This window comes from Ralstonia sp. R-29 (assembly GCF_049913345.1).
In the GTDB taxonomy this organism is placed as follows: Bacteria; Pseudomonadota; Gammaproteobacteria; order Burkholderiales; family Burkholderiaceae; genus Ralstonia.
In genome coordinates, this window is sequence record NZ_CP184378.1 from 225,996 (window position 1) to 245,011 (window position 19,016).

Genomic DNA, 19,016 nt, shown 5'->3' on the forward strand with positions numbered 1-19,016 from the left:
CATCATGCAAGCATCCCGCTGGACCCCTGTTTGTTCGCTGGACGACATCGTGCCCAACACCGGCGTGTGTGCGCTGGTGGATGGCGAGCAAGTCGCCGTGTTCCACGTTGCGGGCAGCGCACCGCAGCTCGTCTACGCCATCGGCAACTACGACCCGAATTCCGACGCGGCCGTGCTCTCGCGCGGGCTGGTCGGCAACCTGGGCGAGCGCATCGTCGTGGCCTCGCCGATTTACAAGCAGCACTTTGACCTGGCGACAGGCGAATGCCTGGAGGCGCCGGCCAACTCGGTGCACGCGTACGCGACGAAGGTGGAAGACGGACGTGTCTGGGTGGCCGTATGAATGCCCGGACCGCGCGCCCCAAGCTGGTCGTCATCGGCAACGGCATGGCTGGCATGCGCACGGTCGAAGAGCTGCTCAAGCTGGCGCCGGACCTGTACGACATCACCGTGTTCGGCGAGGAGCCGCACGGCAACTACAACCGCATCCTTCTCTCCCCCGTGCTGGCGGGCGAGAAGCAGGTTGACGACATCATGCTCAACACGCGTGAGTGGTATGCGCAGAACCACATCACGCTGCACGCGGGCGACCCGGTGGTGAGTATCGACCGCCCGCGCCGCACGCTGCGCTCGCGCGACGGCGTGGAAATGCAGTACGACCGCCTGTTGATCGCCACCGGCTCGCGGCCGTTCATCCTGCCGGTGCCGGGGCACCTGCTGCCGGGCGTGATCGCCTTTCGCGACATCCAGGATGTGGAGACGATGCTGGAAGCCGCGCGCAACCATCGGCACGCAGTCGTCATCGGCGGCGGCCTGCTCGGGTTGGAAGCGGCCAATGGCCTGATGCGCCAGGGCATGGAGGTAACGGTCGTGCACCTGTCCGACACGCTCATGGAACGCCAGCTCGACAAACCCGCCGCGCTGTTGCTGCAGAAAGCACTGGAGGCCAAGGGCCTGCGCTTCCTGCTCGGCGCCCACACGGCCGAACTGCTCGGCACCGATCGTGTGACGGCCGTGCGCTTCAAAGACGGCACGCAAATTCCCGCCGACCTCGTCGTCATGACCGCCGGCGTGCGCCCGAACATTGAACTCGCCAAGGCCGCCGGCCTGCACTGCGAACGCGCCATCATCGTCGACGACACGCTGCAAACGTACGACCCCCGCATCTACGCCGTGGGCGAATGCGTGCAGCACCGCAGCGCCACCTTCGGCCTCGTCGCCCCCATCTGGGACCAGGCCCGCGTGTGCGCCGCGCACCTCGCCGGCGCCGGCCACCGCCGCTACATCCAACAAGCCACAGCGACTAAGCTGAAAGTCACGGGCGTCGACCTGTACTCCGCTGGCGACTTCATCGGCGGCGAGGGCACCGAAGACATCGTCCTGCGCGACCCGCGCCGCGGCATCTACAAGCGCCTAGTGCTGAAGGACGACCGCGTAGTCGGCGCAGTGCTGTATGGCGACGTGGCCGACGGCCCCTGGTACTTCGACCTGATCCAGCGCCAGACCTCCATCACGCCGATCCGCCAGCGCTTGTTGTTCGGCCGCGCGCTGTGCGAAGCGGAAGCCGCATGATGATGGACAGCACAAAAAATTGGCGTCCCCATCTGCACGCAGATGGTTTGGCCGTACTGGCCCTAGAGGGCGCCTTGAATTTCTGTCAGCGGGCGGAAAAAAAGACGGGGAACTGTTTGAGCGAAGCGAGTTTTCCCCGTCTCCGCCCGGTGACATAAATTCAAGGGGAAGTCGCCATCTCGGGCGCGCCTTTCTTTTGCTTACTTTTCTTTGGCAAGACAAAGAAAAGTGAGTCAGCCCCGGCAGGGGATGAAACCAGGGATGCACTACAACGTACAGCACCACAGAGATGACGATGAAAACCATCCCCATTCACCCAGCCACTGAAGCCGCGAACACCACGCGCACCACCTGCCCCTACTGCGGCGTCGGCTGCGGCGTACTGGCGACCCCCCAGCCGGATGGCACCGTCGACATCAAAGGCGACCCCACCCATCCCGCCAACGCCGGCCGCCTGTGCGTAAAGGGTTCCGCACTGGGGGAGACCGTCAGCCTCGAAGGCCGCCTGCTGTATCCGGCGATGCGCGAGCGTGCGCACGACCACGACGCGCCGGTTGCGCCGCTACACCGCGTGTCATGGGACACCGCCCTCAACACCGTCGCCCAAGGCTTCCGCCGCATCATCGACAACCACGGCCCTGACGCCGTCGCACTCTACGTCTCCGGCCAGTTGCTAACCGAGGACTACTACGTCGCCAACAAGCTGATGAAGGGCTTCATCGGCACCGCCAACATCGACACCAACTCACGCCTCTGCATGTCGTCCGCCGTGGCCGGGCACAAGCGCGCGTTTGGCGAAGACCTCGTCCCGGTCTGCTACGACGATCTGGAAGTAGCAGACTTGGTCGTGCTGGTGGGCTCCAACACCGCGTGGTGCCACCCAATCCTGTTCCAGCGCATCGTGCGCGCAAAAGAGGCGCGGCCGCAGATGAAGGTGGTGGTGGTCGACCCGCGCCACACCGCCACGTGTGAACTGGCGGATCTGCACCTGCCCATCAAGCCCGGCACGGATGTGTGGTTGTTCAATGGTCTGCTGTCGTTCCTCTCCCGGCGCGGCGTGGTGGACCGCAACTTCGTCACCCTGCACACCAACGGCCCCGACGCCGCACTGCAAGCCGCCGGCACCGAGAGCGAAGACGTTGAAGCCGTCGCCAAGGCCTGCAAGCTCAAGCTCGACGATCTGCTCACGTTCTACAGCTGGTTTGCCAACACCGAACGCACCATCACCGCGTTCTCGATGGGCGTCAACCAATCCAGCGCGGGCACCGACAAGGTCAACAGCATCATCAACTGCCACTTGCTCACGGGCCGGATCGGGCGCGCGGGCATGGGGCCGTTCTCCATCACCGGCCAACCGAATGCGATGGGCGGGCGTGAAGTCGGTGGCCTCGCCAACATGCTGGCCGCGCACATGGAGCTGAATGAGCCATCTCATCGCGAGCTGGTGCAGACGTTCTGGAACGCACCGCGCATGGCGGACAAGGCGGGGCTGAAGGCAGTCGACTTGTTCCAGGCTATTGAAGACGGGCGCGTAAAGGCGGTGTGGATCATCGGCACCAACCCCGTGGTCAGTCTGCCCGATGCCGACCAGGCGCGGCGGGCGCTGGCCAAGTGCGAACTGGTTGTCGCTTCTGACATCGTGGAAGCCACCGATACCACCGTGCTGGCAGACGTTCTGCTGCCCGCGCTCGGCTGGGGCGAGAAAGACGGCACGGTGACGAACTCCGAGCGCCGCATCTCGCGCCAGCGCGCCTTCCTGCCAGCACCGGGCGAGGCTCGTGCCGACTGGGACATCATCGCCGACGTGGCTCGCCGCATGGGCTACGACGGCTTCGACTTCAAGAGCCAGCACGCGGTGTTCGACGAGCACGCACGCCTGTCGGCCTATGCCAATGATGCAGGCGGTGTACGCCGTGCCTTCCACCTTGGCGGCCTGACGGGGCTCGACGCCGGTGCGTACGACAGCATGGTGCCGACGCAATGGCCAGTCACGCTTTCCGGCAGCAGCGAGGCGCGTCTCTTCCGCGATGGCCGTTTCGCGCACGCCGATGGCCGCGCGCGCTTTGTGCCCACGCCGGCGCGCGCGCCCGTGCACAAGGCAGGTGGCGACTACCCCCTCGTCCTCAACACCGGCCGCGTGCGCGACCAGTGGCACACCATGACGCGCACCGGCCGTGCGCCCAAGCTGGCCGACCACGTGCCCGAACCGTTTGTCGACCTGCACCCGCACGATGCGCTGCTGGCCGGCGTGCGCGAAGGCAACCTCGCGCGCGTGTCGTCGCGCTGGGGCAGTGTGGTGGCGCGCGTGCGCATGACGGGCGGCATCGCGCGCGGCAGCGTGTTCGTACCGATCCACTGGAATGGCCAGTTTGCTTCCGATGCGCGTGTAGGCGCGGTGGTCAACCCGGAGGTCGACCCTGTCTCTGGCGAGCCCGAGTTCAAGCACACGCCGGTGATGGTCGAGCCGTTTGACGTGGCATGGCACGGTTTCGTGCTCTCGCGCCGCGCGCTGGATACCGACGACGCAACGTGGTGGACGCGCATTCAGGGCAAGCAATTCGTGCGCTACGAATTGGCTGGGCGGCAGCCACTCGGCAACGTGCATGACTGGGCGCGCAAGCTGCTCGGCGTGGACGACCCGCACGCCGACTGGCTCGAATACGAAGACGCCACGGCCCGTGTCTATCGCGCCGTGCATGTGGTGGACGATCGCATTGAAGCGTGCGTATTTCTCTCGCCACGGCCCGATCTGCCATCGCGCAACTGGCTGGCCGGGCTGTTTGCGCAGCCGCGCCTGGAAGACCTCGACCGCGCGGGCGTACTGCTTGGCCAACCGATGGAAGCCGGCGCCGATGTGGGGCCCACCGTGTGCTCGTGCTTTGGCGTGGGCCGCAACACCATCTGCGATGCCATCCGCACCCAGGGCCTGCAATCCACGGGCGAGATCACTGCCTGCCTGAAGGCGGGCGGCAATTGCGGCTCTTGCGTGCCGGAGCTCAAGCGGTTGCTGGCGGAAACACGGGTGCTGACGGAAGAGGCGGCGTGATGTCACGGCACCAAGATGTGTCATCGGAAAGACGGGACGCCAACCGCCGTCCCTTTTTTCGATGGCGGTACCGCATCGGGGCAACGCCTTATCATCTCGCCCGGTCGAGTCCCGGATAGTTCGCCAATGCATAGTCAAAAGATCAGATTTCTTCGCTCACGCATCCCCGCGTTTGAGTGCGTCCCCGGCTGTCATGATTGCTGTGGCCCGGTGACTGCCTCAACGGAAGAGATGTCGAGGCTGCCTGTCAAGAGCGATGCCGAGCACGAAGCGGCGTTGGCAAACCTGAGTTGCCCGCATCTTGATACCAAGGGATGCAGTGTGTATCTGGAGCGCCCCTTGATCTGCCGCTTGTTTGGGACGACACCGAGGCTTGCTTGTCCGAACGGAAAGCGGCCGGACCAGATGATCGATCCGGACGTTGAACGGCAGATTCAGCGCTTCTTTGTCGAAACACGTCACGTGCTGGTCTGAGAACGTGAGTCCGTTCTAACGGCCTCACACAATAAAAGGGGCGAATGAACGCTTTCGCCCCCTTCTTGATACCGACCTACGCGGGGTGAACTGACCGGCTGGCTGACGAGAGCGGAGTCCGCCGGATCGATTGCGACCTCATGCTCCATGTATGGGCCACCAACAAGGCTCGGATTCAAGGGGGGAGGGCTTGCTGGCATTTTTCACCCGGATAATATTGACTCTTAATTAAACCCGGGTAGAATGCGTTCCTGTTGAAATTCGCAGCAGGAGCACATTCCTATGGATGCCACAGCAATCCACGCGTGCACGGCCTTTGCCGGCACCCGACGCTTGGCCGGCGGGCCCGTCCGCGACGTCGCCCTGGCGGTCAAAACGCACCTCGACGCGCACCCCGACTCCCAAGTTCTCGTCTTCGACAACACGAGCGCGCAGCCCGTGGAATTCGACGTGCGCGGTACGCTGGACGAGGTGCTCGCGCGACTCGACCGTACGGCGTCGCCCGTGCCAACTGCCGCCGACACCGAATGCCGCCCGCGCGGCCCCGGCCGTCCCAAACTGGGCGTGATTGCCCGGGAGGTGACGCTATTGCCGCGTCATTGGGACTGGCTGGCCGCGCAGCCGGGCGGGGCATCCGTCACCTTGCGCAAGCTGGTGGAAGACGCACGCCGCGCCACCGAAGGCGCAGACCGCCGCCGCGCTGCACAGGAAGCGGCCTACCGCTTCATGGCCGCCATGGCCGGCAATGCCGCGGGCTTTGAAGAGGCCACGCGCGCGTTGTTCGCTGGCGATGCCGGCGCATTTCAATCCCTCACCCAAACTTGGACCGCCGACGTGCGCGACTTCGCGCGTGAACTGGCGCACGCTGCGTTCGATACCCACTCACAAGAAGAGGCGGCTGCATGACGGCACCTACCGCAGTACCGACACCTCGCCCGCTGTGGCGGACCTTTGTGTCATTTCTCGGGCCGCTGATCCTGGCCAACATCCTGCAATCGTTGTCGGGCACGCTCAATAACGTCTACGTCGGCCACATGCTGGGCGTGAAGGCGCTGGCCGCAGTGTCGGCCTTCTTCCCGATCCTGTTTTTCCTGATCGCCTTCATCATCGGGCTGGGCTCGGGGGCGGGGGTGCTGATCGGGCAAGCGTGGGGCGCCAAGAAGCCTGAGGCGGTCAAAACCGTGGCCGGGACCACGCTGTCGGTGGGTTTTATCGCGGGCTTGGCCGTGGCGCTGCTGGGTGGGCCGTTCGCGCATGCGCTGCTCGGCTGGCTCGGCACGCCGACCGACATCCTGCAAGATGCCACGCTCTACGCCAGTGTGATGCTGTATGCGATGCCGGGCCTGTTCGTGTATCTGCTTGCCACGGCGATGATGCGCGGCGTGGGCGACACGCGCACGCCGCTGCGCACGCTTGCACTGTCGACCTCGATCGGACTGGTACTGACGCCAGCGTTCATTCGCGGCTGGTTTGGTCTGCCGCAACTCGGTGTGGCCAGCGGTGCGGTGGCGACCATCATTTCGTTCACGGTGGCGCTGGTGTGGCTGGCGTTCTTCCTGCGCCGCCGCAACCACCCGCTCGCGCCCGATGCTGTGCTGGCGCGGCATCTGTGGGTCGACTTTGGCGTGCTCAGGACTGTCCTGAAGATTGGCGTGCCGACCGGCGTGCAGCTGGTGGTCATCTCGATTGCGGAGCTGGCGCTGCTGTCGTTCGTCAACAGCTTCGGCTCGGACGCCACGGCCGCCTACGGCGCCGGCACGCAGATCATCAGCTACGTGCAGTTCCCCGCCATGTCGATTGCGATTACGGCGTCGATCCTGGGCGCACAGGCCATCGGTGCGGGCAAGCCTGATCGGCTCGACGCCATCATGCGCACCGGGTTGTGGTTGAACGTCGCCATCACCGGGGTGCTGGTGGTGCTGGCGTTGTTGTTCTCGCGCGCCGTCATCGGCTGGTTCACCACGAATGCGGAGGTGATGGACCTCGCGCAGAGCCTGCTGCATATCTCGCTGTGGAGCTCGGTCATCTTTGGCATGGCGAGCGTGTTCTCGGGCGTGATGCGCGCCAGCGGCACGGTCATGGCGCCGACGGCCATTTCCATCCTCGCGATTGCGGCGGTGGAAGTGCCGGTGGCGTGGATGCTGAGCCGGCATATCGGCACGGATGGCATCTGGGCGGCTTACCCCGCCGCGTTCATCGCCATGTTCGTGATGCAGGGGGCGTACTACGGCCTGGTGTGGCGGCGTCGTGCGCAGCGCTTTGGGATTCGGCGGATGGTGTGAGCGTTTCCAACGGGGCTTCGTTGGGGGCGCGGAATGTTCGCGGCGGATGCGGCCTGGGTTCGCAGCGGTCGTTAGTCTGATGTTTCCATAGGGGCAGAAGATCGAGAAAAGCAGAGCGTCAATGGAAGGCTGCCTCGCCATCTCGAAGCCCCTGCGTTGAGGAAACCACGATGCCACGAATCACCCAGTCCCCCACTTCGCACGTCAACCGTGCCTCGCAAGACGCTGGGCAGACCTCTGCCACCACGTCTTCCGGTGCGTCATCCAGTGCGCCAGCCCGAGCGCGCACGAGCACTTCCGTACTCAAGGGGCTGAAGTCGCTCGCAAAAACCATTGGGATCACTTCGACGGCCCCCAAGCGTTCCAAGCCATCGCTGGCGGCACTCATGCACCAGGAAGCACCGTCGAAGCTGACGCGTGCCCACCTTGGGGTGCCTGACCCTGGCGATAGCAAGCCGTCTTCGGCGTCGTCTTCAGCTGTGCCATCGCGGCAATCCTCGGGTGCGGGGCCCTCCGGGTCTGCGCCGGCTCGTACTGTGCCAGGACGCGGGCGCGTGCAGTTCCAAAGCACTGTCGGTACACGCGTGATCCACAATCAGGCCAGCGATGCATCCGTCCGCCGCGGCACGGACAAGGTCGATTTCACCAGCGAACTCAGACCGTCCGGCGTGCATACGCGGCCGGCCAAGCACATCGACGCGCTTCGCGCAGCGCAAACAACGCCGCAGCGCGACATTCTGGTCGGCAATATGGTGCAGGTGTTGAACGAGCGCATGCACGGTGCCGACGCCGATCCGGAGGAGGCAGCGGAGATCAAGCAGGCATTGGCTGCCAAGACGTTTCCGCAAAGCCTTGTCTTTTTGGCCCAGATGTCAGGGCTGGCGACCGCGGAGAGCCGAGCCGCCGTGGTCGCCCGCTTCCATGAGCTGGCTGCGGACGATGCCGAGCTGGCCAAGGATTCGGCCCAGCATACTTAGCAGGGGCGGTGGCGATATCGCCGTCAGCTCGCGTTGGCCGCGTCTTCGAGAGACACGACGACGTGTTCATCGATAACGTCAACAGCGTAGGTGTCCAGGCAGAGGCTGGCTGCGCCGGGTGTGCAGCCGGTCGCAAGGTCAAAGTGCAGCCCATGCGCGGGGCATTGCAGCCGCGTACCGTCGAGCTTGCCATGCGCCAGCGATGCACCCTGGTGCGGGCAACTGTTGTCGATGGCGTAGACGGTGCCCTCGATATTGAAGACCACCACACTGCGCCCATCAATGAACACCAGCTTGCGCTGGCCCGGCGGCAGCTCCGCCATGGGGATCGACGCGGTGTTCGGCATGTGGCGGCTCGGTTCAGCGCAACGCATGAATGAGCGCTTGCGCCCGTGGCCATGGGCCGAACCCTGACGCCGGGTTCAGATGCCCGACTTCTCCCAGATCGATCAACCGACTCCCCCAGTCCATCGCCATGCTGGCCACGCGCTGGTAAGACGCCAGCGGATCATTCCGGCTCGCCGCAACAATGCTGGGAAACGGCAGCAGCCGGCGCGGGCAGGGCAGCCAGCCGTTCTTCTGCAGCACGTCTGGCGTGGGATAGCCAGAAGGCAGCGGCGTATCGAGATCGGCCGGCGCAGCCAGCAGCGCGCCGTGAATCTTGCGGGCGTGCCGCTTGGCCCAATGCACGGTCGTCATCACGCCTGCACTGTGCGCGACCAGGATCACCGGGCCATCGATGGCGGAGATGGCTTTGTCCAATGCGGCCACGCGTGCAGCGCAGCTCAGCTTGTCGGCCTCGAGCGGCGGAACGGAAACCGCGCGCTGCCCTTCGGCCTGCAACTGGGTCTCCAGCAGTGTTTGCCAGTGCTCGGCCACGTGGTCGCGCAGGCCCGGCACCATCAGGATGGTCGGAGTGGTCTTCAACATCATCATCGACTTCAACTTGGGGGATAAAAAACGAGGAGGTCGCCCTCCTCGAATGCCGACCTGGGAGATGGCGCGTCAACGCCACCTCCCCTGGTTCTGGCCGCTCAGAACTTGTGGCGGATGCCGACTGCTGCGCCCACCATGCTCGTTTTGCCGGTGGCCAGGCCGTAGCCTGTGGCGTTGAGGTCCACCGTGGCCTGATCCAACGCCAGGCCCGCGTTGCGTGCATACGCGGTAGTCAGGTAGAGATCGGTGCGCTTAGAGAGCGTGTAGTCGGCAATGAACGCGACCTGCCACGGGTTGGCTTGTGTGGAAGGCGCGCTGTTGATTGTTTTGATCTTCTGATACGAGTATTCGAGCGACAGGCCCAGCGCATTGGTGGCCTGGTAGTTCACGCCGGCCCAGTAGTAGTCGTCACGTAGGGCGACGCTGCCGTTGGCGTTCTTGTTCTGGCCCCAGCGATAGCCGCCCATGACCTTGACGGTGTCGCCAAACAGATAGCTGCCCGCAATCGCCGCCTTGCGCACCGTGCCCGAACTGAAGGCACCGCCGCCCAGTGCCGTGCTCGGGTTGTACTGGTCAAAGGCCAGCGTGGCGCCGATGGGGCCGGCCATGTACGCCACGCCCGCGCCGTAGCCGCTATCGCGACGGGCTTGCCCGGGCACCTCGCCGTTGCCGCCGCCGGTAGGGTTGGCGCTCGGTGCGCCCGTGCCGAAGCTCCAATGCGCCTGGGCGGTGACGGGGCCGAAGGTGCCCGTGTACATGGCGGTGTTGTCGGAGCGGAAGTTGACACCCGTTTGCACTGCGGCCGGTTCGTACTGCGTGGAATACGCCATCGGCTCGAAGTTGGCGAGCAACTGGAACAGCGTCGTGTACTGCCGCCCGAACGTGAACTGCCCGACGGTGGCGCTCCTCAAGCCCACGTAAGCCTGACGTCCGAACAGGCGGCCGCCTTGTTGCGATTGGCCCGTATCGCTCGCAAAGCCGCTTTCCAGCACGAAGAGCGCGCTCAAACCGCCGCCCAGGTCTTCCGTGCCCCGCAGGCCCCAGCGTGAGCCGGAGAGCCCGCCGCTCTGCATCGACACGCGGTTGCCGGAACTGCCCGGCGTGGCGCCGGGCAGGTTGGTGGCGTACTCGATGTTGGTATCCACCACGCCGTACAGCGTCACGCTCGATTGCGCGCACGCCGCGCTGGCGCAGGCCAGTAGGGCAATCGGCGCCATGGGGGCGATGTGCTTGCTCTTCATGTTGCAGGGTCTCCTCTTGGTGTTGTTGCCGCGAGCTCGGTTGGCCCAGCGGTCTTTAAAACGGCTTGCTGCCGATAATGCCTGCGCGCTCCATCTTGCGATGGCACGGCGCGTAATCCATGACCGCGTAGTGCTGCGTGGCGGTGTTGTCCCAGATGGCCACGCTATTGGGCTTCCAGCGCCAGCGCACCTGATATTCGGGGATATACGCCTGGCTGATCAGGTAGCGCAACAGGTCTGCCGCGCCGCTGGTGGCGTCTTGCCCAACGCGCACGCGCGCAGGCGTGTGGTAGTTCGTGAAATGCGTGGTGAAGCCGTTCACGTACAGCACCTTTTCGTCGGTTTCCGGGTGCGTGCGCACCACGGGGTGTTCGGGGTCGGGATACTGCGCCTTGAGCGCCAGGCGTTTTTCAATCGGCATGGCAGCGCCGAAGCTGGCTTCGATGCTGTGGCGCGCGCGCAGGTTGGCAATGTCGCGCTTCACGTCGTCGGGCAGCCGTTCGTAGGCCAGCACCATATTGGCCCACATGGTGTCGCCGCCCACGGGCGGGCATTCCACGCAGCGCAGTACCGCGCCAAACTGCGGCGCCTCGCGCCACGTGGTGTCGGCGTGCCAGCAATTTTCGTAGCGGTCGTTCGGCTGGTCGGGCGTTTTGTAGATGCGCACGAGGCCAGGGTGATCCGGGTCGCTGCCGGCCACGGGGTGGTCTTCCAGATCGCCAAAGCGGCGGGCAAAGGTGACGTGCTGCGCGCGGCTCAAGTCCTGGTCGCGCAGAAAAAGCACGCGGTGCGTGAGCAGCGCCGCGCGGATCTCGTTGAACAGGCCGTGGTCTTCAATGGCATCAGCCAGTTGCACGCCGATGAGTTCTGCGCCGAGCGCGTTGGTCAGTTGTTCGACTCGCATGGCGGTGCCTCAGATGACGAAGACCGACGAGCCGGTCGTCTTGCGCGCTTCCAGATCGCGGTGGGCCTGCACGGCGTCTTGCAACGCGTAGCACTGGTGGATTTCGATGCGGATGCGGCCAGCGGCGACGTGGTCGAACAGCTCGCCGGCGAGCGCCGCCTTTTCAGCCGGATCGGCGATGTAATCCGCCAGCGCCGGGCGCGTCATGTAGAGCGAGCCCTTCATCGCCAGCAACTGCGGATTGAACGGGGGAATCGGCCCCGACGCCGTGCCCACGCACACCATCAGCCCGCGCCGCTTGAGCGAATCGAGCGAGGCATCAAAGGTGGCCTTGCCCACGCTGTCGAACACCACGTTCACGCCCACGCCGTCGGTGAGTTCGCGCACGCGCTTGGCGACACGATTGTCGTCACCCCCGTGCGCGTAGTTGATGACGTGGTCGCAGCCGTGCGCACGGGCGATGTCGGCTTTGGCTTCGCTCGATACGGTGCCGATCACCGTCAGCCCGAGCAGCTTGGCCCATTGCGAGACGATCAGCCCCACACCGCCTGCAGCCGCGTGCAGCAGCACCGTATCGCCCTTGGCAAACGGGTAGATTCGGCGCAGCAGGTAGGCGGAGGTCAAGCCGCGCATGGTCATGGCGGCGGCGGTTTCGCAGGCAATGGCATCCGGCAGTTTGATGAGCGGTGCGGCCGGGATCAGGCGTTCGGTGCTGTAGGCGCCCAGTGTGTTGACGAAGCCGGTGTAGGTGACACGGTCGCCTTCGGCAACGTTGGTGACGCCGTCGCCCACGGCCTCGACAATGCCTGCCGCTTCAACGCCCATGCCGGCGGGCAGTGGCACCGGATAGAGGCCGGAGCGGAAATACGTATCGGCAAAGTTCAGGCCGACGGCCTCGTGGCGCAGGCGGACCTGGCCGGGGCCGGGGCGGCCGACTTCGACGGTCTCGCAGCGCAAGACTTCGGGGCCGCCGGTTTCATGAAAACGGACTGCGGTTGCCATGGGTGTCTCCAATGTTTCAGCAATGTTTTGGGTGCGCGCTGCCCGCACGGCTCGCGGGGCGAGTCGCAATCAAAGCGGGAGAGGGATGCGGGTGCCTTGTCGGGCGGCGCGCGTAAAAAAGGGGCGGCTCAGGTGGTCATGCAGATGCAACCGCAGGCGGCCCGGCCACCGGCGCCGCATCCATCGGCACATGGGCGACGCGCTTGAGTTCGGCCTCGTAACTACGCGCGGCCAGCAGAAAACAGGCGGCCGCCACGACACCGAAGAACGGCATCACCGCCAGCGCGGTCTGCAAGCCCCAGGCATCGGACATGGCGCCGCCCACGAATGGGCCGATCGCCAGACCGAACAGGTTCTGGAACAGTGAGAGCAGTGCCGCGCCCGTCGAACGCACACCCGGATGAATCACGTCGAACACCACGCTGGAAGCGGGCGCCACTGTGCACGTCATCAGAAAGCCACCCAGCGCGATCAACAGGAACTGCTGACTGGCGGACATGGCGGAACCAAACGCTGTAACGAAGACGAACACGGTCACGATGGCGAGCCCCGCGACTGCAATCAATCGGTTGCGCTGCCGGCGTGCTGCCACCACGTCTGCCACCACGCCCCACACGAACGCACCCAGCGCGCCGCACAGCACCACCAGCGCGGCCTGCATGGCGGCATGCTCGGGCGCCGTGCCGTGATAGCGGTTGAGGTAGCTCGGCAGCCACGACCAGATGGTCGAGACGACGATCAACTGGAAGGCTGCACCCAGGCACGTCCACCACAGCGTGCGCGAGCTGCTGATGGCCGTCGCCACGCGCTGCAGGAGCGTGCTGCCCGGCTGCCGCGCTTGGGCATCGTTGGATGCCATGGCTACGGTCTTGTAGTCCGGCACGAACACATAGAGCAATGCCAGCACCAGCCCCGGCACGCCCACCACGCCAAAGGCTGCCTGCCAGCCCCAGCGCGCGGCAATCACGCCGCCGAGCAACACGCCCAGCACGGAGCCCACGGAGGCCGCCGCAAAGAAGGCGCCCATCAACGTGGCGCGCAGGCGCCGGGGAAAGAGGCTGGCGATAAGCGCAGCGCCCACCGAGCCATAGCCCGTTTCGCCCACGCCCACCATCGCCCGCGCCGCAAAGAGCTGCGCATAGTTGCGCGTGAACATGCAGGAGATCGTCGCCAAGCTCCACACCGTTGCCATCACGACGATGCTTTTGACGCGGCTGAAGCGGTCGGCCAGCAGGGCCACCTGCAGCCCGCCCACCGCCACCACGATGGAGATGACGGACACCAGCGCGCCCAGTTGCTTGTCCGACAGCGCCCACGCCGTCTTCAGATGCGGGAACAGCGACACGATGACTTGCCGGTCGATGTAATCGAACAGCATCAGTGCGAAGGTCATCGCAAAGGCAAACCACGCCTGGGGGCGGCTGACGAGATAGTCGTCGTGGTCTGTGCGCGGGTCGGCGGCGTGCAGATTCATGGTGGTCTCCGAGTGGCGGCGCTTGCGTTGAGCGCCGCCTGTGTTGGCCCGGTGATGCTGCGGTTTCTAGTTTAGGCTGCGCGCAGCGGCAGGTTCTTCACGTTTGGCGCGCGGTTGGGGGACATGCCGTTCTTCGCCAGCGTGTCTTCCACGCTGTCGTATTGCACGCCGATGCGGTAGATGGCGCGAGCCTCCTTGCCGCTGGCGATCTCGCGGCCAAGCTCCTTCGCCACGCGCACGCATTGCTCGATCTGCTGGACGGAAGTCATGCGGTTGCCGTGCTGGTCGATGATGGTGTCTTCAATGCCGCAGCGCGGGTGCAGGCCCATGGCCATGGCCATCATGTTGAACGGCAGCACGTTCTTGAGCAATGACTCGGCGGTCAGCGTGCAACCATCCGGCGCGCGGTGGATGAAGTTGAAGAAATTGAATGGGTTGGGGCCGTCAAAGCCGCCGCCAATGCCGATCCACGTCAGGTTGAGCGGGCCCTTGTAGACGCCCTTGCGCACGAGGCGCTCAAGCGTTTCCAGCGCGTGGATGCCGGTCAACTGAAAGTGCGGCTGTACGCCCGCTGCCTGCAGACGGCGCAGGTGCTCTTCCACCCATTGCGGGCCGGCCGGCACGGTCATCTCGCGATACGCCTGCTGATACGCCGGGTGCGACAAGGAGGTGCCTTCCAGATACTCCGGATACAGCAGCTCCATGATGTTCATCTGCGTGGTGTTGATGGCCACGGTCACTTGGTCAGGCGTTGGCGTGAGATCAGCCAGCATGTGGCGCGTGTCGTCCGACAGCCACTTGGCGGCCTGGCCTTCGTCTTCCGGCGCAAACGAAATCGAGCCGCCCACCTGGATGATCATGTCCGGCACCGCGGCGCGCACGCCGGCAATCAGCTCGTTGAATTTCGACAGCCGCTTGGAGCCCTTTCCGTCCAGCTCACGCACGTGCAGGTGCAGCACGGTGGCACCGGCGTTGTAGCAATCCACGGCTTTCTGCACCTGTTCTTCCATGGTGACGGGGATGTCTTCCGGAAAATCTTCCGGCATCCATTCCGGGCCGTACGGCGCAACGGTGATGACCACCTTGTCCTGGTTTTCGGGGTGCAGGGAATCGTCGAGGAATTGCATGGGTTGTCTCCGCTAGGGATGTCTCGGGTGGACTTCACTATAGGGACGCGGTAGTTTTCAATTTCTCAGTTGGTGCCAAGTTTTTCTCTTTTGGCGCCATTCCGTATAAACACCGACCCGCCAACAACCTGCCGGAACAGCCAACGGAACCCCCATGGAAACGATGGTGCGTGCACGCTCGCTCAATGGTTACTTCCAGGTGGTGCGGCGGCTGGGGTTCAACCCGCAGGAGGCGTTGCGGCAGGTGGGGTTGGACCCCGCCAAGCTGACCGACCCGGAACAGCCCGTGCCCGTGGTGGCGACCTGCCAGTTGATGGAGATCACGGCCAGCAGCGCACCGTGTCTGACGCTCGGCCTGCTGATGGCCGAGGCGCGGCCGGAGCTGGACTTTGGCGTGCTGGGCTTGCTGCTGGGCCACAAGCGGACGTTGCGCGAAGCACTGCAGGCCATCATCCAGTACCGCCATCTGCTGAATGAAGCGCTGGCGATCTATCTGGAGTCGGACGGCGACATGGTCGTCATTCGCGAAGAGGTCATCACCGAGACCCCCGTGCCGTTGCGCCAGGCCAATGAGTTGGCCGTGGGCGTGTTGGCCCGCACGTGCAGTGCGCTGCTGGGCGCGCACTGGAAACCGCGCAGCATCCATTTCACGCATGCCGCACCGGGCGATCTCAGCCTGCACCGGCGCCTGTTTGGCTGCCCCATCGTGTTCGGCAGCGACTTCAACGGCATCGTCTGCGCAGCGGCAGACCTGGAGATTCCCAACCCGGCTGCTGACCCGGCTCTGGTGCGCTATGCGGAAAGCCTGGCCGAACCGCTCAACGTATCGGGCCCCGACGCGATGGTGCAGGAGGTGCGACGCGCGGTGTATCTGTTGTTGCCACTGGAGCGCGCTTCTGTGGAGCAGGTGGCGGAGCACCTGCATCTGAGCGTGCGCACGCTGCAACGGCAGCTAGAGGCCGCCGGTGCCACGTTCTCCGAGCTGGTGGAGGAGGTGCGGCACAACCTTGCCGTCCGCTACATGGCGAATCCGACCTACCGGATCGGGCGGGTGGCGGCGCTGCTGGGCTATACGCGGCAGGCGTCGTTCACGCGCTGGTTCATCGCGCATTTCGGCATGACGCCGCGGGCGTGGCGCAATGCGCAGCGCAGTGACAGTGCTGGCGACGCAGCTCAGGCCGGTTCCAACCCTGCCGACGCATCCTCCGCACGCGGCTGACGCACCAGCCGCACCGCCGGCGATTGCAGGATGCACAACAACTGCAGCGCAAAGCTGGCCAGTGCCATCAGCAGGCACGCACCCATACCCGCCTGCGCCGCCAGCCATGCCGCCAAGGCAGCACCCACCGGCCGTGCACCGTACGACATCACGTTCACCGCGGATACGCATGCCAGCAGCGCGGGCGGCGTGACCGTCTGGCGCAGCGTGGTCGTGCTGACCACCCACAGGATCGGCCCACACCCCAGCATGAAGAACCCAGCATGGGCGAGCGCCGGCCACGGTTGCCAGAGCGTCGCTGCCAGCAACGCACCGCCGGCCAGTCCGCACACGGGGCCGGTCGCCACCACATGGCCAAAGCGCCAGCGCGCCAGGATGCACGCAGCGAGCAGTGCGCCGATCACCATGCCTGCACCGTACATGCCGAGCGTGAGCCCGATGGCCTGCGCCGACAGCCCAAGCTGGTGCGCCGCATACGGCACGAATACGGCGAGCACCATGAAAAAGGACATCGTGAACAGGCATTGCGTGATGAACACCGGTCGCAACAGCGGATGCTGAAACACGAAGCGCGCACCCTCGGCAATGTCGCGCAGCGGATGCGTCGCATGCCGTGCGGCAGCTGTGGGTGAGGGCACACCCGTCAGCAGCGCGGCTGCACCCACGGATAGCGCGGCGGCCAGCACGAATGCCGTCATGGCACCGGTCCAGCCGATCAGCGCGCCGCCGATGGCGGGGCCACAGGCAAACGCCACGGTGCGCGCCAGTTCGATGCGCCCGTTGGCCCGCGAGAGCATCGTCGGTGGCACAAGCGACGGCACCAACGCTGGTGCCGCCACGCTGAACACCACCGTGCCGCATACCGCCACGAAGCCCAGCACCACCAGTGCCGTTAGATTCAGTTGGCCAGCGAGCAGCAGCCCTGCCACCCCGAACAGTGCTGCTGCACGCACCGCTTCTGCTCCGGCCATCAACGTGCGTTTGGGCCAGCGATCCGCCAGCATGCCGACGGGAATGGCAAACAGCACGAACGGCAGCGTCAGCGCGACCTGCAGCCAACTCGCCGTGCTGGCGTCGGCATGCAGGGTCAGCACCGCGACCATGGGCATTGCAGCGAGCGCGATTTGCTCGGCTGATTGCGCGGCCAGATTGGAGCCTGCGAGCCGGTTGAAACCGGGCGGCAGGCGGTCGAGTGCGGTAAGGGGCATCGCGCGTCTCCTGAAGTCATTGACCTTCAGGTTAAGGACGGCGATGCGGTGATGCGCTCCGCTTCTTGCGGGCGAATTCGCAAATGTGGAAAGGCGGCTACAGAATCGGCGCGAACAATTTGGCCACGTGCATGATCACGCGGCGTAGCGGGTGCGCGCGCTCGTATTCGTCCCGGCCGATGCGCGTGGCTTGCGCAAAGTCCGCGTCGAGCATTTGCGCCACGTCATTCGCGAAGCGCTGGTCGGCCGTCACGACCATCAGCTCGAAATTCAGTCGGAACGAGCGGTTGTCCAGGTTGGCGCTGCCGACGGCGGCGGCATCGTCGTCGATCAGCACGACCTTCTGGTGCAGGAAGCCGGGCAGGTAGCGGTAGATCTTCACGCCGGCGCGGATAGCCTGGTGGGCATACAGCGTGGAGGCCAGGAAGACCACGCGGTGGTCCGGGCGCGATGGAATCAGGATGCGGACGTCCACCCCGCGCAGCACCGCCAGGCGCAGCGCCGCAAACACCGCCTCGTCGGGAATGAAGTACGGCGTGGTGATCCACAGCCGGTGGCGCGCGGACTGGATAGCCTCCATGAAGAACAGCGAGCAGGTTTCCTGCTTGTCGGCGGGGCCGCTGGCCACCACTTGGCAGACCATGTCTTCGTCAGGACGCAGCTCGGGCACGATCAGTTGCGGCACTTCATGCGCCGCCCAATACCAGTCTTCGGCAAAGGTGAGTTGTAGGTCCATCACCGCCGCGCCGACGATCTCGATATGCGTATCGCGCCACGGAGCCAGCGGTGGTTTCTCGCCCAGGTATTCGTTGCCGACGTTATGGCCGCCCACGTAGGCGCGTTCGCCATCCACCACCACCAGCTTGCGGTGGTTACGGAAGTTGAGCTGGAAGCGATTGACGAAGCCGGCATGTGTGGAGAACGGCTTGGCGTGCACGCCGCCGTCGGTCAGGCGCTGCACATAGTGGCGTGGCAGGGCGTGGCAACCGATGGCGTCGAACAGGAAGTACACGCGCACGCCGGCACGCGCGCGCTCAAGCAGCGCGTCGGCTAGGCGGCGGCCGAGCGTGTCGTCATGCACGATGAAGAACTGCACGATCAGCACCCGCTTGGCCTGCGCGATGGCCGCGAAGATGGCCTCAAAGGTCTCCGCGCCGTTGACCAGCAGCCGCACGCGGTTGCGCGACAAACACGGCATGCCCGTCAGCCGGGGCAGCGCCTGCATGCACGCGTGGTGCGGCTCGACAACGGAGGATTCGTGATCGCGCAGTCGGCGCCAGTCGTCCGACAGCGTGATCTCGCGCATGCGGGCATTGTTGAAGCGCCGCGCATCCACGTAACCGGCAAAGGTGCTGCGCCCGAAGATCAGATACGGGATCAGCGTGAATTCTGGCAGCGTGACGAGCGAGATGGCCCAGGCAATGGCCCCCTGAGAGGTACGCACGGTCAGCACGGCGTGCATGGCGGCCAGCACGCCCACGCAGTGCACAAGAAACAGAAAGGTGGCGAATGTGGTGGTTTGGGTCAGCATCAGGGGGCAAGGAGGGCATGCCA

General features: G+C 65.3%; 17 protein-coding genes. 8 read left to right on the forward strand and 9 right to left on the reverse strand.

Features of this window, described 5'->3' with window-relative positions:
* Positions 1-4: 4 nt before the first annotated feature.
* The 7 genes from nirD (at position 5) to ACN9M1_RS18365 (ending at position 8,351) form a co-directional block, all read left to right on the forward strand.
* Positions 5-343, forward strand: coding sequence for a nitrite reductase small subunit NirD (nirD, locus tag ACN9M1_RS18335; RefSeq protein WP_426399986.1), 339 nt, complete (start codon positions 5-7; stop codon positions 341-343).
* A complete protein-coding gene (locus tag ACN9M1_RS18340; RefSeq protein ID WP_426399987.1) occupies positions 340-1,572 on the forward strand; it encodes an NAD(P)/FAD-dependent oxidoreductase in 1,233 nt (410 codons plus the stop codon). The genes nirD and ACN9M1_RS18340 overlap by 4 nt, the downstream gene beginning before the upstream one ends.
* Positions 1,573-1,861: 289 nt before the next feature.
* Complete coding sequence (locus tag ACN9M1_RS18345; protein ID WP_426399988.1) at positions 1,862-4,618, forward strand: molybdopterin-dependent oxidoreductase; 2,757 nt, start codon at positions 1,862-1,864, stop codon at positions 4,616-4,618.
* A gap of 210 nt (positions 4,619-4,828) precedes the next feature.
* Positions 4,829-5,092, forward strand: coding sequence for a YkgJ family cysteine cluster protein (locus ACN9M1_RS18350; protein WP_426399989.1), 264 nt, complete (start codon positions 4,829-4,831; stop codon positions 5,090-5,092).
* Positions 5,093-5,374: 282 nt separating this feature from the next.
* On the forward strand, positions 5,375-5,998 hold the full coding sequence (locus ACN9M1_RS18355; protein WP_426399990.1) for a DUF2239 family protein: 624 nt from the start codon (positions 5,375-5,377) through the stop codon (positions 5,996-5,998).
* Entirely contained in the window at positions 5,995-7,374 is a 1,380-nt protein-coding gene (locus ACN9M1_RS18360; RefSeq protein ID WP_426399991.1) for an MATE family efflux transporter, read from the forward strand. Before ACN9M1_RS18355 ends, ACN9M1_RS18360 begins: the two co-directional genes overlap by 4 nt.
* Before the next feature lie 554 nt (positions 7,375-7,928).
* Positions 7,929-8,351, forward strand: coding sequence for a hypothetical protein (locus ACN9M1_RS18365; RefSeq protein ID WP_426399992.1), 423 nt, complete (start codon positions 7,929-7,931; stop codon positions 8,349-8,351).
* 23 nt (positions 8,352-8,374) lie between these two features.
* On the opposite strand, the gene ACN9M1_RS18370 is transcribed toward ACN9M1_RS18365, so the two are convergent.
* The 7 genes from ACN9M1_RS18370 to ACN9M1_RS18400 all read right to left on the reverse strand — a co-directional run bounded on the left by ACN9M1_RS18370 (position 8,375) and on the right by ACN9M1_RS18400 (position 15,035).
* On the reverse strand, positions 8,375-8,698 hold the full coding sequence (locus tag ACN9M1_RS18370; protein WP_426399993.1) for a Rieske (2Fe-2S) protein: 324 nt from the start codon (positions 8,696-8,698) through the stop codon (positions 8,375-8,377).
* Positions 8,699-8,711: 13 nt separating this feature from the next.
* On the reverse strand, positions 8,712-9,284 hold the full coding sequence (locus ACN9M1_RS18375; protein WP_426400762.1) for an RBBP9/YdeN family alpha/beta hydrolase: 573 nt from the start codon (positions 9,282-9,284) through the stop codon (positions 8,712-8,714).
* A 101-nt stretch (positions 9,285-9,385) separates the two neighbouring features.
* Positions 9,386-10,528 (reverse strand): porin, encoded by a 1,143-nt coding sequence (locus tag ACN9M1_RS18380; RefSeq protein ID WP_426399994.1) that lies wholly within the window; start codon positions 10,526-10,528, stop codon positions 9,386-9,388.
* A 55-nt stretch (positions 10,529-10,583) separates the two neighbouring features.
* Positions 10,584-11,432, reverse strand: a complete 849-nt coding sequence (locus ACN9M1_RS18385; RefSeq protein WP_426399995.1) for a TauD/TfdA dioxygenase family protein — start codon at positions 11,430-11,432, stop codon at positions 10,584-10,586.
* 9 nt (positions 11,433-11,441) lie between these two features.
* Positions 11,442-12,434, reverse strand: a complete 993-nt coding sequence (locus ACN9M1_RS18390) for a quinone oxidoreductase family protein (protein WP_426399996.1) — start codon at positions 12,432-12,434, stop codon at positions 11,442-11,444.
* A gap of 136 nt (positions 12,435-12,570) precedes the next feature.
* The gene (locus ACN9M1_RS18395) at positions 12,571-13,908 is read right to left on the reverse strand and encodes an MFS transporter (protein ID WP_426399997.1); all 1,338 of its coding nucleotides are present in this window, start codon (positions 13,906-13,908) and stop codon (positions 12,571-12,573) included.
* Positions 13,909-13,979: 71 nt separating this feature from the next.
* A complete protein-coding gene (locus tag ACN9M1_RS18400) occupies positions 13,980-15,035 on the reverse strand; it encodes a 3-keto-5-aminohexanoate cleavage protein (RefSeq protein ID WP_426399998.1) in 1,056 nt (351 codons plus the stop codon).
* A 154-nt stretch (positions 15,036-15,189) separates the two neighbouring features.
* Here ACN9M1_RS18400 and ACN9M1_RS18405 point away from each other — a divergent pair, with 154 nt between their 5' ends.
* Positions 15,190-16,254, forward strand: coding sequence for an AraC family transcriptional regulator (locus ACN9M1_RS18405; RefSeq protein ID WP_426399999.1), 1,065 nt, complete (start codon positions 15,190-15,192; stop codon positions 16,252-16,254).
* Here ACN9M1_RS18405 and ACN9M1_RS18410 read toward each other — a convergent pair.
* Together ACN9M1_RS18410 and cls are read right to left on the reverse strand one after the other, a co-directional pair.
* Positions 16,209-17,462 (reverse strand): MFS transporter, encoded by a 1,254-nt coding sequence (locus ACN9M1_RS18410; RefSeq protein ID WP_426400000.1) that lies wholly within the window; start codon positions 17,460-17,462, stop codon positions 16,209-16,211. The two genes, ACN9M1_RS18405 and ACN9M1_RS18410, sit on opposite strands and share 46 nt — an antisense overlap.
* Before the next feature lie 97 nt (positions 17,463-17,559).
* Positions 17,560-18,993, reverse strand: a complete 1,434-nt coding sequence (gene cls, locus ACN9M1_RS18415) for a cardiolipin synthase (RefSeq protein WP_426400001.1) — start codon at positions 18,991-18,993, stop codon at positions 17,560-17,562.
* Between the last annotated feature and the right edge of the window lie 23 nt (positions 18,994-19,016).